The sequence below is a fragment of the Actinosynnema pretiosum genome, assembly GCF_002354875.1.
GTDB classification, from domain to species: Bacteria; Actinomycetota; Actinomycetes; order Mycobacteriales; family Pseudonocardiaceae; genus Actinosynnema; species Actinosynnema auranticum.
Map to the genome: position 1 here is coordinate 86,431 of NZ_CP023445.1, position 13,399 is coordinate 99,829.

A 13,399-nucleotide genomic window follows, 5' to 3' on the forward strand; every position below is an offset into this window, starting at 1 on the left:
GGAGGCTTAGTCGTGGCCAAGCGGACGGCTGTGAAGAGCAAGTCGGCGGACGGGGTGAACCCGCGCCAGCCGTGCCCGTGCGGCTCCGGCAAGCGCTACAAGGCGTGCCACGGGGGCGCGGACGGCGGGGCCGACGTCATCGTCGCCCGGCCCTTCGCGGGGCTGGCGTCGGAGGCGGAGCTGATCGCGCTGCGGGAGTTCGTGCCCTCGGCGACGGTGAAGCTGCCGCTCAAGGACGCGCCGCGCGAGGTCGTGCTGGCCTCGGTGCTGCCGATGGCCGCCGCGGGCCTGGTGCGCGCCGACGGCACCGCGTTCGTCGGCCTCCAGGTGCAGACCCGCTCCGGTGACCTGAGCCGCGACCTGGCCCGCGCCGTGCAGTGGGCCTACACCGCCGAGACCGGCGACGTGCTGCCCGTGGTCGGCCCGGAGGACGGGACCAACCCCGGCCGCCTGCAGGACCTGCTGGACGCCGAGGCCTCGGTCAGCCCCGAGCTGCACACCGACTTCGCGTGGTGGATGCCGCCGGGCAACGAGCCCGCAGGCGACGTCGCGCTGTCCCTGGAGCGGGCGAACGCGGCGATCCTGCCGACCGAGCGGGTCGACGCGCCCGGCGTGACGGCCGCCTACTGGGTGGACGCGGGCGACAAGGCGCACCTGCGCTGGGTGCGCCCGGAGCCGGAGGAGCAGCTGCTGGCGGCGCTGGCGCGGCTGTCCGTGCGCGGCGAGCTGGACCTGGGCGAGGGCACCCGCTACGCGGGCTCGTTCCGCGCGCACGGCCTGCTCGTGCCGGTGTGGGACCTGGACCGGGAGTCGCACTCCAGCGAGTGGGCGGGTCCGGCCGAGGCGCTGGGCAAGCGGCTGCTGGACGCGCTGGCGAGCCTGGACCCCGAGCCGCTGAGCGAGGCGGAGCGGCGGTCGCGGGACGGCCTGCGGGGACGGCAGATCACCCTCCGCTAGGAGGCGCGATCACCCGGTCGGGACGAGTTGACCACAGGTTCATCCACAGCTTTCCACAGGAGGTGTGGACAAGTGCTCCTGCGGATCAGCACGCGGGCGGACTGGGCGGAGGCGAGGGAGAGCGGGGCGATCCCGCTCGACCTGGAGGGGTTCGTGCACTGCGCGGACCCCGGAACCGTCCACCTGCCCGCGAACTCGCTCTACCGGAACCGGTCCGGGCTGGTCCTCCTGGTCGTCGACCCGGAGGGCCTGCCCGTGCTGTACGAACCGGGGGACGGCGACGAGTCCGGCCCCTGGTTCCCGCACGTGTACGGCCCGATCCCGGCCGACTCGGTGGTCGCGGTGCTGGACTTCGAACCGGATCCGGACGGCGTCTTCCGCCCTCCACCCGTTCTGTAGTGGATCGTGCGCGCAGTGTGATCGCCGGTTACGGAAATGGGGCTTACGTCTTTAGCCCGAACGGCTCATCCTGATCTTCGGGTCTACTCGCTGTAGACCTCTGGACACAGGAGGTATCCGTTGTCTTCCCTGCCACTGGACGACCGGGTCACCGGCTACCGGCCGGAGAGGGTCCCCCCGCGCGGTGGCCCCGCCCAGGAGGTGCGCTGGCCCGACGGCGCCACGCACCTCGTCGTGGCCCGCGTCGGCGTCCAGACCGACGACTCGGCGGCCGGCGTGAAGGCCATCGCCCGCGTGCTGGAGCTGGCGGCGGGGGAGAGCGGCCCCGCCCTGGTCGAGCGGGTCAGCGACGACGACAGCGAGATGGCCGTCTGCTACTGGTCGGACCCCGAGGCGCACCGCGCCTGGTGGGGGAGCGAGCCGGTGCGCGCCTGGTGGGACTCCCTGCCCGTCGACGGGCCGCTCGGGCACTGGCACGAGACCTCGGTGACCCCGCTCGACCAGTTCGAGACGATCTACTCGGCCGAGTTCTCCGGCGGCCCCGCGCGCCTGGCCCCGACCGGCCCCACGAACCTGCACGACTACGACAACTCGGCCCTGGACCGGATGCCCGCCACGGCGCACCGCGACCTCGGGCGGGAGCGCGCCGAGGAGCCCGTCACCGACCTGCCGCCCGGCGAGTCGCCGCGCGGTCGGCGGGTGAGGCTGGCCGAGCCATCGCCCTCCGGCCTGTGCTGGATCCGCACCGCCCAGGAGTGGTCGGCCGCGCCCGACGACCAGTTGGCCTCCTACCGGGACGGGGTCGAGCCCGCGTACCGCACGGCCGTCGCGCACCTCCAGGACAACCCGCACGAGAGCGGCTGCCTGTCCACCAGGCTGGTCAACAACCTCGACGCGAACGGCGCGCGGGCGGCGGGGTCCGAGACGATCGCCTGGTGGCGCGGCATCGGGGACCTCCTGCGCTGGGCGCACCACCACCAGACGCACCAGGACATCCTGAAGGCGTTCTGGGAGGAGATCGTGCTGAAGCACGGCCCCGGCATGAGGGTGCGGCTGTGGCACGAGGTGCACGTGCTGCCCGAGGGGGCGCTGACCGCCGAGTACGTCAACTGCCACCCCGGCACGGGGCTGCTCCAGACCTGGCCCGGCTGACCGGAGACCCTTTGAACGGCCGAACGCCCGCCGCGCCCCGTGAACCGGGGTGCGGCGGGCGCTTCCAGGCCCCGCGCGCTTAGAGCGCGCCACCCGCCGCGGCGGGGGCGGTCGGGTCGCCGCCCTCGGCGCCGCTCAGCTCGCGGGCGACGAAGTTCTCCACGTGGAACAGGTTGCCGTCGGCGCGGTCCACCACGGTCAGCAGCGTGCTCATCGACGACACCTCCTCCACCTGCTCCTTGAGGAACCACTGGAGGAACTGCTCGCCCAGGTAGTCGCCCTCGTCGCGGGCGGCCTTGGCCAGCGCGACGATCTGCTCGGTGACGGTCTTCTCCTGCGCCAGCGCCAGCTCGACGGGCTCGCGCGCCGAGCCGAAGTCGTTGCGCACCTCGCCGACGCCGGGGACGGTCACCGGCACGTCCGTGTCGAGCAGGTACTTGACCAGCATCATGGCGTGGTTGCGCTCCTCCAGCGCCTGCGCGTAGAAGTGCGCGGCGAGCCGGGGGAGGTCGCGGGAGTCGTACCAGACCGCGATCGCGGTGTACTGCTGCGAGGCGGTGAACTCGTTCCCGATCTGCTCCTGGAGCAGTGCTCGGAACTTCGAGGAGGTTTCGGTGGGCAGCTTCTTCAGGTTCAGGGCCATGTCACCGATAATAGAGGAACAAATACTCTTGCGCATTCAAGGAAAGGCTAACCCAAATATGGGAAGGGTTCCCTAAAATAGTTTAGGCAAACCTTCCCCGGCGAGCCCGGACCACGCTGTCCCGGCAGGTCGGAGCGGTGCGGGGCGAGCTAGACCAGCGGCGCGCGGTCGATCGGGCACGACATGCAGCGCGGCCCGCCCCGACCGGAGCCCAGTTCCGAACCGCTGATCCGCAGCACCTCGACCCCCGCCTCCTCCAGGCGCGCGTTGGTCTCCACGTTCCGCTCGTACGCCACCACCAGACCGGGGCCCACGGCGAGCGTGTTGTTCCCGTCGTCCCACTGCTCGCGCTCGGCGGTCACCGCGTCCAGCCCGGTGTCGATCACCCGCAGCCGGTCGATGCCCATCGCCTCCGCCGCCGCCTCCAGGAACGGGCTCGGCCCGGACACCCGCACCCCGCCCGAGCCGTCCTGGCGCACCGGGTAGGCGAACAGGTTGTCCCGCACCGCCGGGTACATCACCACGGCGTCCCGGTCGACCATCGTGCACACCGTGTCCAGGTGCATCGTGGCCCGCTGCTGCGCGATCGGCACGGCGAGCACGGTGTGCGCGAGCCCGTCGGCCAGCGCCGAGCGGGCGAACGACTCGGCGCCCGCGGGCGTGGTCCGCTCGCCGACGCCGATGGCCAGCACGCCCGGCGCGAGCAGCAGCACGTCGCCGCCCTCCAGCGGGGCCGAGTGCGCCCCGTAGGCGCGGCCGGTCTTCGCGAAGCGCGGGTGGTAGGCGTAGATCAGGTCGGTCAGCGCGGTCTCCCGGCCGCGCGCGGGCATCGCCAGCGAGGTGATCGCCACCCGGTCGCCCACCCACACCGACGAGTCGCGGGTGAACAGCAGGTTCGGCAGCGGGTCGACGGCGAAGTCGCCGGGCTGGTGCATCCGGCGCACCAGCGAGGCCCCCTCGGCGGCGGGCAGCTCCTCGAAGGTCATGCCGCTGGTCAGGATGGTCGCCAGCGCCTCGGGGGCCAGGCCGGACAGGTGCGAGCGCAGCGCGTCCGCCAGGTGGATGCCCAGGCGGCGCTCGTCCACCGCGCTGTGCACGCCCGCGATGCGCGCCCGGTCGTCGTGCAGCGCCCGCACCAGCTCGTCCCCGAGCAGCAGCACCTCGACGCCGCGCGAGCGCAGCACCTCGGCGAACGCGTCGTGCTCCTCCTGCGCCCGGTCGACCCAGGGGACGCCGTCGAACAGGAGCTGGTCGTTGTTGCGCGGGGTCAGCCGCTTCAGCTCGGCCCCCGGCCGGTGCAGGAGCACCGTGCGCAGCGGGCCGACCTCGCTGTCCACCCTGGGCGCCGGTCCGGGCGCGGGGGTGGCGGACTGGGTGTGCTCGATGTGCGCGGTCACCCTGCCGAGGGTAGTCCCGGACCGGCGGAAACAGCAGCTCAGCGGGAGTCTTTCCGAATAATTCGATCGCGTTCGACGCTCAGAGCAGCGAATCGTGAAGAACTACCGGCGAACGACCCCCGAAACGTTGCGCAGCGAATCAGGCCCCGGCGGCGGCCACGGCCGCGCCCGCCGTCAGCGCCACCTGGATCTCGTCGACGGCCTTGCGCACCGCCTCCGGGGCCCAGGCGCCCTGGCTGATCTCCTTCAGCCTGGCCTTGAGCCGGTCCTTCGGCACGTCGGGGAGCACCTTCCGCTCCTGCCGGGCCGCCCCGACCAGCGCGCACAGCGCGGCCGTGCGCTCGTCCACCGGGCCGTCGCCCTCCAGCGCCGCGCGCAGCCGGGCGCGCGCGTCCGCCTCCAGCGCGGGCTGCCTGCCGTCCGGCGTCGGGTACCGGGTGGTCGGGAAGACCAGCAGCACCTTGGCCTCCTCGCGGCGGACCACGCCGCGCTCCACGAGGCCGTCGAGCACCCGCGTCGTGCTCTCCTTGTAGAGCTTGTGCATCCACTGCTGCGGCTTGCGCGGCTTGTCCGCCTCGGCGAGCCGGGCCAGCAGGGCGTCCACGGCCGGTTCGCCGGTGGGCGTCGGATCGGTGACCACGACCTTCTTGTCCACCAGGTCGACCCGGCCCGCCAGCACCAGCTCGGTGAGCAGCGCCCCGGTCACCCCGTAGCCGAGGACCGGGTGGGTGACCGAGGGCCTGCCCTCGTCCGAGTAGCAGAGGAGGACCAGTTCGTCGGCGAGCGTCGTCATGCCCCGATTGTCCTCCTCGCCCGTCCCCGGCGGGGCCGTTCGGCCGAACGCGCCCGATCTTCCGGCGGCGCCGTCAGGGCAGCCAGGACAGGTGGTCGCGCAGCAGCGAGTAGCCGACGAAGGCGACCACGTCGAGCAGGGTGTGCGCGCCGACCAGCGGCCACAGCCGCCCGGTCCGCTGCCAGAACTTCCCGTAGACCAGGCCCATCACCACGTTGCCGATGAACCCGCCGAACCCCTGGTACAGGTGGTACGAGCCGCGCAGCACGGCCGCGACCACCAGCGAGGTGTTGTCCTTCCAGCCCAGCTGCCGGAGCCTGGTCAGGATGAACCCGACGACCAGGACCTCCTCGGCCCACGCGTTGCCCGCCGCCGCCAGGGTCAGCGTGATCGCGCTCCACCAGGAGTCCAGCGTGGACGGCTGCACGGCCAGGTTCAGCCCCAGGTTCCAGGCGACGAGGTAGAACGCCAGTCCAGGGATGCCGATCAGCGCGGCCAGCCCCAGGCTGCCCCACGCGTCGAACGCCGGCCTGGCCCGGTCAAGGCCGACGGCCTTGACCGTCACCCCGCTGCGCCACAGCAGGTACAGGCCGAGCCCGCCCCACGCGGACAGCTGGAGCACGCTCAGCAGCTGGGCGATCAGGTCGAGCAGGTCGAACCGCGCCTGCGGGACGTTGATCGCCACCGTCTGCTGGTTGAGCGGGACCGGCCGCAGCAGGCTGTCCACCAGCCGCACCAGGCTGCGCAGCCCGGACAGGCCGAGGGTCACGCTGAAGACGAGCAGCAGCTCGACCTGGTAACCCCTGCGCTGGTCGGGCGTGAACCGCTCGGGCCCGAGCTCGCCCGGCCCCCTCGTCTGGTCGATCACCAGCTCACGTTAGCGGCGCTGCGCCAGGAACGGGCAGCCCATCAGCCTGCGCAGCTCCGAGGACAACTCGGACGGGGTCGCCACCGGGCGGGAGAACGCGATCCGCACGTCGTGGTCGGCGTCCGCCAGCTCCACCCGCAGCCGCAGGCCGAACCGGTCAAGGCCCAGCGGCCGGACGTGCCCGCCGCGCAGCCCCTCGGGCAGGTGCTGCACCAGCAGGCCCACCACGTCCCGGTGCGAGAGCTCCAGGTGGCGCAGCCAGTGGTCCTCGTGCGCGCAGAACGGGTCGGGCTCGGCCTGGGCGAACACCTCGGGGCGCAGCGAGGTCGTGGTCTCCGCGTCGGCGACCACCAGGGAGGCCGGGACCAGGCGCAGCGCGGTCAGCCCGTGGCCGACGTCGAGCAGGCGCGGGTCGGGGCGTTCCTCGGCGACCTCCACGCAGGCCTCGCGGGCGGCAGGCCCGTCGAGCGCGCGCAGCCAGCCGGTGATCCACAGCAGGCCGCGCACCGGCTCGCGCAGCGGCACGGCGGCGTGGTCGGCGACCTCCAGCATCGAGGTCACCTCGCCGAGCGCGGCGCGCGCCACCAGCGGGTGCTCGTCGGGCAGCAGCAGGGTCGCCTCGCCGCAGGGGTGCACGTGGTGCAGCTCCGGCACCACCCGATCCTCGGCGCCGTCCGGCGGCAGCAGCGCGGCGCGCCCACCCCTGGTGGCGATGGTCCGCGCGCGCTCGGCAGGGTGCGGCGCGGGTGGTCTGCGGATCTCGGTCACCGCGTCACCTCCCCAACTTAGGGCAGCCTAACTTGCCGTGCGGTGGAAAAGGAAGTCCCCCGGTGGACGTACCCTGATCGTGCTTGGCGGAGGTGCTCGTGGTCGTGCCCAACCAGCCGTCCACCGAAGGGGCGGCTATCGATGACCGCTGGACCCACCACTGCCTCGAGACGGCCAGCCGGCGGGTGTTCGGCTGGGTCGTGCTCGGGGCGCTGGCGTTCACCGCTCAACTGGTGCTGGTCCTCTGGTCCGACGTGCCCTCGCACGTCCCGTTCGCGCTGCTCGCGTTCTCGCTCGGCTCCATAGCCTGGGGCCTGGTGCGCAGGCCGTCGCCCGCCGGGGCGATGCGCGAGGAGCCGTGGCGGTTCGCGCGGGTCCATTGGAGCAACGGCAGGCTCGTCGTGCACGGCGAGGAGAGGTCCTCGGTGCTGGAGGTGCGCGGCGCGGGCCCCCTGGTGCGCGGCCGGATCGGCAAGCACCGCAGGGCCTGGCTCGTGCTCCCGGACCGGCAGGGCAACACCGTGGTGACGTTCCGGGGCGTGCCGAAGCTGTTCCCGGCGCGGGTGCTGCGCGCGCCCGTGCGGCGCGGGACCGGCAAGGCGGCCGGGTCGTCCGCGGGCGCGGCGAGGGGCGTGAAGGCCGGGCGCACCCGGCGCGGCTCCGCGGGGACTCGGAAGCGCGGCACGGGACGTGACCGCTCGCAGGGCTGACGCCCGTTCGAGTGTCGCTGGAACCGGGGGAACCCGGTGACGCCCGGTGCTCGCCGCCCGGCCCGCCCCGATCTTGGTCGGGCCCGGTCCCGGCCGCCTGTCCCGACCTCGGCCTGCCCCGCTCCCGACCGGGATCGGCAGGCCCGCCCTAGTCCAGGTCCGGTCCCCGGCGCGACCACGACCACGCGTACCTCGGGTCCTCGCCCGCCAGCGCGGCCTCGCCCAGCTCCAGCGGCCGGAACGTGTCCACCATGACGGCGGTCTCGTCGAAGGCCTCCACGCCCAGCGAGGCCTCCACCGCCCCCGGCTGCGGCCCGTGCGCGCAGCCCGCCGGGTGCAGCGACAGCGACCCGAGCCCGATGCCGGAGCCCTTGCGCGCCTCGTAGTCCCCGCCCACGTAGAACATCAGCTCGTCCGAGTCGACGTTCGCGTGGTTGTAGGGCACCGGCACGGCCAGCGGGTGGTAGTCGACCTTGCGCGGCACGAACGAGCACACCACGAAGTTGGGCCCCTCGAACGTCTGGTGCACCGGCGGCGGCTGGTGCACCCGCCCGGTGATCGGCTCGAAGTCCCCGATGTTGAACACCCACGGGTACAGGCAGCCGTCCCAGCCCACCACGTCGAACGGGTGCGCCGCGTAGGTCATCCTGGTCAGCCCGGCCCGGTGCCGCACCAGCACGTCCACGTCCTCGCCGTCCACCAGCAGCGGCTCGGCGGGCCCGCGCAGGTCCCGCTCGCAGTACGGCGAGTGCTCCAGGAACTGCCCGCGCGCCGACAGGTACCGCTTCGGGGGCCCGATGTGCCCGGTGGCCTCCAGCACGAGCAGGCGCATGGGCGTCCGCGGCACCACCCGGTGGGTGCAGGAGGTCGGGAGCACCACGTAGTCCCCGGACTCGACCGCCAGCGCGCCGTAGACCGTCTCGACCACGCCCTCGCCGGACTGCACGTACAGCAGCTCGTCGCCGAAGGCGTTGCGGTAGAGCGGGCTGGGCTCGGTGGCGGCGGCGAAGCAGATCACCACGTCGGCGTTGCCGAACAGCACCCTGCGGCCGGTCACCGCGTCGGCCGCGCCGCCCGCGCCCGACCCGACCAGGGGATCGGTCTTGAAGTGCCGGGGCTTGAGCGGCAGGTTCGGGACGAGGGGTCCCCGGGCGTCCGGGACGGTCACCGCGTCGACGATCGCGGTCGGCAGGTGGCGGTGGTAGAGCAGGGCCGAATCGGCCGAGAAGCCCTCCACCCCCATCAGCTCCTCCGCGTACAGGGAGCCGTCCGGAGAGCGGAACTGGGTGTGGCGCTTTCGGGGGATCTCCCCGACCTGGCGGTAGTGCGGCATCGGTCACCCCGGACGTTCGATAATCGGACATCTTTGTTCATTGACCGGTACGCCACTAGCGTGTCAGCCGTGTCAAGCGCCTTCGAACTCCGTGCGCCCGGTCCTCGCGGCACACCACCACTGCTCGCGCGGCTGGTGGACGACGCCGCGCTGTTCCCTCCCGGCGACGCGACCATGGCCGACGCCGTGCGCGGTTACCTGGACTCGCGCTCCGGCGACTGGGCCGGACCGCTGAACCTCTTCCTGTGCCCGGCCTCCCGGCTGGCCGAGCTGATCACCGAGCTGATCAAGGTGAAGCCGGTCAAACCGGTCGCCCTGTCGCTCGTGATCGACACCGGTCTCGGCGGGGTCCCGAAGGCGGTGTCGATCGTCGAGTCGCGCAGCGAGCTGCTGGCGCTGCGCATGGTCGAGATGCCCGCCCCCTCCGACGTGGACGAGGTGTGGCTGGAGCGCGTCTCGGAGTTCGTCCCCGAGGACGTCATCCGCGTGGTCGAGCCGCGCAGGGGCGGCGCCGAGTGGCTCGACGGGGTGCGCCGGGTCATCGAGCACGGGAGCTGGCCCAAGCTGCGCTGCGGCGGGATGCGCAAGGAGAACTTCCCGAGCGTCGACGAGGTCGCCGACTTCCTGGCCGTCGTCAGCGGCGGCGGGGTGGCCTTCAAGGCGACCGCGGGCCTGCACCACGCGGTGCGGCACGAGGACCCGGAGACCGGGTTCACCCACCACGGGTTCCTCAACCTGCTGGTCGCCACCGCCCGCTCGCTGTCCGGCGGGGACGTGCGCGCCGCGCTGTCCAGCACCGACGCCGAGGCGCTCACCGCCGAGGCCAAGGCGCTGTCCGACCAGGCCGCCCACGCGGTGCGCGGCGTGTTCGCCTCCTACGGCTCGTGCTCGCTGGCCGACCCGATCCGCGACCTGGAGGAGCTGGGCCTGCTGTGAGCTGGATCGAGGACCCGGCATTCGGGCCGGACCACCCGTTCGGGCCGCAAACGCTGCCCTACGGCGTCACCCCGGACGGCGTGGCCGTCCGGGTGGGCGACCGCGCGCTCCCGCTGCGCCCGCTCGCCGGGTCCTTCGGGCGGCTGGCCGACCTGGTGTCGGCGCCCGACCTGGACCCCCTGCTGCGCGCGGACCGCGCCACGTGGAGCGAGCTGCGGGCCAGGCTGGTCGAGCTGGTCACCGCGCCCGCCGCCCCGCGCGGCGCGGCGCTCACCGACCTGGGCGGCGAGGTCCTGCCGTTCACCGTCGCCGACTACGTCGACTTCTACTCGTCCCGGCACCACGCGGAGAACGTCGGCCGGATCTTCCGGCCGGACGGGGACCCGCTGCTGCCCAACTGGACCCACCTGCCGGTCGGCTACCACGGCAGAGCGGGCACGGTCGTCGTGTCCGGCACGCCCGTGGTCCGCCCGCGCGGCCAGCGCCGCGCCGAGGGCGGCCCGGTCTTCGAGCCCAGCGCCCGGCTGGACGTCGAGGCCGAGGTGGGCTTCGTGTGCGGCGGCCCGCCCGCCTCCCGGCTCACCCCCGACCGCGCCGCCGACCACGTGCTCGGCGTCGTCCTGGTCAACGACTGGTCCGCGCGCGACGTGCAGGCCTGGGAGTACCAGCCGCTCGGCCCGTTCCTGGCCAAGTCGTTCGCCACCAGCGCGTCGGCCTGGATCACCCCGCTGGAGGCGTTCGCCGTCGCCAGGGTCGCCCCGCCCGCGCTGCCCAACCCGGTGCTGCCGCACCTGGTGGAGGAGCGGCCGTGGGGGCTGGACCTGACCCTGGAGGTCGAGTGGAACGGCGAGGTGGTCTCCCGGCCGCCGTTCCGCGAGATGTCCTGGACGTTCGCCCAGCAGCTCGCGCACCTGTCGTCCAACGGTGCCCCGGTGCGCCCCGGCGACCTGATCGCCTCCGGCACCGTCTCCGGGCCCGAGGTCGACGAGCGCGGCTCGTTCCTGGAGCTGACCTGGAACGGGCGCGACCCGGTGGTGGTCGCGGGCGCCGAGCGGTCGTTCCTGGAGGACGGGGACACCGTGCGCATCACCGCCACCGCCCCCGGTCCCGACGGGTCCGTCGTCGGCCTCGCCGAGGTCGTGGGCACCGTGCTGGCCGCCGCGCCGGTCCCGGAGCGGTAGTCGTGAGCCGGTCACCGGAGGCCGGGCGCGCCGACCAGAAGGAGAGCTCGCTGACCCTGGAGCGGGGCCTCGCGCTGCTCCAGGCCGTCGCCGACGCCGAGTCCGACGCGCCCACCATCAGCGAGCTGGCCACCGCCATCGGCGCGTCCCGCGCGGCCGTCTACCGGCTGCTCGTGCCGCTCCAGGCGCGCGGCCTGGTCCGCCGCGAGGGCTCCAAGGTCCGGCTGGGCCTCGGCGTGCTGCGGCTGGCCGCCAACGTGCTGCCGCAACTGCGCATCGCCGCGCAGCCCGCGCTGCGCGAGCTGGCCGAGACCGTGGGCGCCACCGCGCACCTGACGGTCGCGGACGGGGCGGAGGCGCAGGCGGTGGCCGTGGTCGAACCGTCGTGGACGGCGTTCCACGTCGCCTACCGCGTGGGCAGCAGGCACCCGGCCCACCGCGGCGCGGCGGGGCGGGCGATCGGCCTCTCGACCGAGGGGTTGCAGTGGATCGTCTCCTCGGGCGAGCTCCAGCACGGCGCGTTCGGCGTAGCGGCGCCCGTCAGGGGGGTGCACGGGCTGCGCGCCAGCGTCGGCGTCGTGTCCCTCGACGAACTGGTCGGCGACCGGGTCGGTCCGCAGGTCGTGGCCGCCGCGCAGCAGGTCGCGGACGCGCTGCGCTGAGCGATCCCAGGACCTTGGTCCTGGGCACCGCAGGACCACGGCACCTGAGGTCCGACCCCTACGCCGACCTACGGTCGCCGTGTGAACGTCCTCGACCTGTCGCGGTGGCAATTCGGCATCACCACCGTCTACCACTTCCTGATGGTGCCGCTGACGATCGGTCTCTCGCTGCTGGTCGCGGCGATGCAGACGGCGTGGGTGCGCACGGGCGATCGCAAGTACCTCGCCATGACGAAGTTCTGGGGCAAGCTGCTCCTGATCAACTTCGCCATGGGCGTCGTGACGGGCATCGTCCAGGAGTTCCAGTTCGGCATGAACTGGAGCGCCTACTCGCGCTTCGTCGGGGACGTCTTCGGCGCGCCGCTGGCGATGGAGGGCCTCGCGGCGTTCTTCGTCGAGTCCACGTTCCTCGGGCTGTGGATCTTCGGCTGGGACCGGCTGTCCAAGAAGGCGCACCTCGCGTGCGCCTGGGCGTTCTCGCTCGCGACGATGCTGTCGGCCTACTTCATCCTGGCCGCCAACTCGTGGATGCAGCACCCGGTCGGCACGATCATCTCCGACGAGGGCCGCCCGCAGCTGGTCTCGATCGGCGAGGTGCTGACCAACAACACCACCCTCGCGGCCTTCCCGCACGTCATCTTCGGCGCGTTCGCCGTGGCCGCCGCGTTCCTGGTCGGCATCGCCTGCTGGCACCTGTGGAAGCGCAGCGACGAGGAGCCCGTGTGGCGCGCCTCGGTGAAGCTCGGCGCGTGGGTCGGCATCGTCTCCTTCGTCGGCCTGGCGATCACCGGCGACTTCCAGGGCAAGCTGATGTTCCAGCAGCAGCCCATGAAGATGGCCGCCGCCGAGGCGCTGTGCCACACCGAGGAGCCCGCCGCCTTCTCGATCTTCGCGGTCGGCGACGTGAGCCGCGCGGACTGCGAGTCGGTCAAGAGCATCACCGTCCCGGCCCTGCTGTCCTTCCTGGCGCACAACGACTTCTCCAGCGAGGTCAAGGGCGTGCAGGACCTGGTGACCGAGTACCAGGCGAAGTACGGCGAGAACTACCCGGTCGACGAGCGGCTCGGCGAGCTGTCCGGCCAGCCCATCGACTACGTGCCGATGCTGCCCGTTACCTACTGGGGCTTCCGCCTGATGATCGGCTTCGGCGCGGTCTCGGCGCTGGTCGGCGCGATGGCGCTGTGGCTGGTCCGGGGCGGCAGGCGGGCGCCGACCGGCAAGTGGTTCCCCCGGCTGATGCTGCTGAGCATCGCCACCCCGTTCCTGGGCAACAGCTTCGGCTGGATCTTCACCGAGATGGGGCGCCAGCCGTTCGTGGTCGCGCCGAACCCGACGGGCGTCGACGGGGTCTGGATGTTCACCGCCAGCGCGGTCTCGGCCAACACGGTCGGCGAGGTGCTGACCTCGGTCACCGTGCTGACCCTGCTGTACGGCGTGCTCGCGGTCGTGGAGGTCTTCCTCCTCAAGAAGTACGTCGCGGGCGGTGTCGCCGGGGTCATGCCGCCGGTGAAGCCGAAGACCGGCGACGGCAAGGACAAGGACTCCGACGACAAGAGCGATGACGATGACGACGTCCTCGCGTTCGCGTACTGAGAGGGGG

General features: G+C 73.0%; 14 protein-coding genes. 8 read left to right on the forward strand and 6 right to left on the reverse strand.

Features of this window, described 5'->3' with window-relative positions; all coding sequences use genetic code 11:
* The first annotated feature begins 12 nt into the window (after positions 1-12).
* The 3 genes from CNX65_RS00400 (at position 13) to CNX65_RS00410 (ending at position 2,508) form a co-directional block, all read left to right on the forward strand.
* Positions 13-957, forward strand: coding sequence for a DUF5926 family protein (locus CNX65_RS00400; protein ID WP_096490985.1), 945 nt, complete (start codon positions 13-15; stop codon positions 955-957).
* 72 nt (positions 958-1,029) lie between these two features.
* Positions 1,030-1,356: a DUF952 domain-containing protein gene (locus tag CNX65_RS00405; protein ID WP_012782717.1), complete on the forward strand. Its 327-nt coding sequence runs from the start codon at positions 1,030-1,032 to the stop codon at positions 1,354-1,356.
* Between the two features lie 120 nt (positions 1,357-1,476).
* The gene (locus CNX65_RS00410; RefSeq protein WP_096490986.1) at positions 1,477-2,508 is read left to right on the forward strand and encodes a phenylacetaldoxime dehydratase family protein; all 1,032 of its coding nucleotides are present in this window, start codon (positions 1,477-1,479) and stop codon (positions 2,506-2,508) included.
* A gap of 79 nt (positions 2,509-2,587) precedes the next feature.
* Here CNX65_RS00410 and CNX65_RS00415 read toward each other — a convergent pair whose 3' ends face one another.
* From CNX65_RS00415 to CNX65_RS00435, 5 genes are all read right to left on the reverse strand, one after another.
* On the reverse strand, positions 2,588-3,151 hold the full coding sequence (locus tag CNX65_RS00415) for a ferritin (RefSeq protein WP_096490987.1): 564 nt from the start codon (positions 3,149-3,151) through the stop codon (positions 2,588-2,590).
* A 149-nt stretch (positions 3,152-3,300) separates the two neighbouring features.
* On the reverse strand, positions 3,301-4,548 hold the full coding sequence (locus CNX65_RS00420; protein ID WP_373565531.1) for an arginine deiminase: 1,248 nt from the start codon (positions 4,546-4,548) through the stop codon (positions 3,301-3,303).
* A 139-nt stretch (positions 4,549-4,687) separates the two neighbouring features.
* Positions 4,688-5,341, reverse strand: a complete 654-nt coding sequence (locus tag CNX65_RS00425) for a GOLPH3/VPS74 family protein (RefSeq protein WP_096490988.1) — start codon at positions 5,339-5,341, stop codon at positions 4,688-4,690.
* A gap of 73 nt (positions 5,342-5,414) precedes the next feature.
* Positions 5,415-6,209 carry a CPBP family intramembrane glutamic endopeptidase gene (locus tag CNX65_RS00430; RefSeq protein WP_177154572.1) on the reverse strand — a complete coding sequence of 265 codons (795 nt, stop codon included), beginning with the start codon at positions 6,207-6,209 and terminating at the stop codon, positions 5,415-5,417.
* Positions 6,210-6,218: 9 nt separating this feature from the next.
* Positions 6,219-6,977: a DUF2470 domain-containing protein gene (locus CNX65_RS00435; protein WP_096490989.1), complete on the reverse strand. Its 759-nt coding sequence runs from the start codon at positions 6,975-6,977 to the stop codon at positions 6,219-6,221.
* A gap of 92 nt (positions 6,978-7,069) precedes the next feature.
* Between CNX65_RS00435 and CNX65_RS00440 the strand changes: the two genes are divergently transcribed.
* Entirely contained in the window at positions 7,070-7,687 is a 618-nt protein-coding gene (locus tag CNX65_RS00440; RefSeq protein ID WP_232520115.1) for a hypothetical protein, read from the forward strand.
* Between the two features lie 148 nt (positions 7,688-7,835).
* On the opposite strand, the gene CNX65_RS00445 is transcribed toward CNX65_RS00440, so the two are convergent.
* On the reverse strand, positions 7,836-9,020 hold the full coding sequence (locus CNX65_RS00445; protein WP_096490990.1) for a homogentisate 1,2-dioxygenase: 1,185 nt from the start codon (positions 9,018-9,020) through the stop codon (positions 7,836-7,838).
* Positions 9,021-9,089: 69 nt separating this feature from the next.
* Between CNX65_RS00445 and CNX65_RS00450 the strand changes: the two genes are divergently transcribed.
* The 4 genes from CNX65_RS00450 to CNX65_RS00465 all read left to right on the forward strand — a co-directional run bounded on the left by CNX65_RS00450 (position 9,090) and on the right by CNX65_RS00465 (position 13,392).
* The gene (locus CNX65_RS00450; RefSeq protein ID WP_269770681.1) at positions 9,090-9,956 is read left to right on the forward strand and encodes a hypothetical protein; all 867 of its coding nucleotides are present in this window, start codon (positions 9,090-9,092) and stop codon (positions 9,954-9,956) included.
* Positions 9,953-11,137, forward strand: coding sequence for a fumarylacetoacetate hydrolase family protein (locus CNX65_RS00455; protein WP_096490991.1), 1,185 nt, complete (start codon positions 9,953-9,955; stop codon positions 11,135-11,137). The genes CNX65_RS00450 and CNX65_RS00455 overlap by 4 nt, the downstream gene beginning before the upstream one ends.
* Before the next feature lie 2 nt (positions 11,138-11,139).
* Positions 11,140-11,799, forward strand: coding sequence for an IclR family transcriptional regulator (locus tag CNX65_RS00460; protein ID WP_096490992.1), 660 nt, complete (start codon positions 11,140-11,142; stop codon positions 11,797-11,799).
* An 81-nt stretch (positions 11,800-11,880) separates the two neighbouring features.
* A complete protein-coding gene (locus CNX65_RS00465; protein WP_096490993.1) occupies positions 11,881-13,392 on the forward strand; it encodes a cytochrome ubiquinol oxidase subunit I in 1,512 nt (503 codons plus the stop codon).
* The last annotated feature ends 7 nt before the right edge of the window (positions 13,393-13,399 follow it).

Excerpts from the sequence above, each read along its gene's own strand:
- CNX65_RS00415 (WP_096490987.1), bottom strand. The coding sequence starts at position 3,151 with ATGGCCCTGAACCTGAAGAAGCTGCCCACCGAAACCTCCTCGAAGTTC.
- CNX65_RS00425 (WP_096490988.1), bottom strand. The coding sequence starts at position 5,341 with ATGACGACGCTCGCCGACGAACTGGTCCTCCTCTGCTACTCGGACGAG.
- CNX65_RS00445 (WP_096490990.1), bottom strand. The coding sequence starts at position 9,020 with ATGCCGCACTACCGCCAGGTCGGGGAGATCCCCCGAAAGCGCCACACC.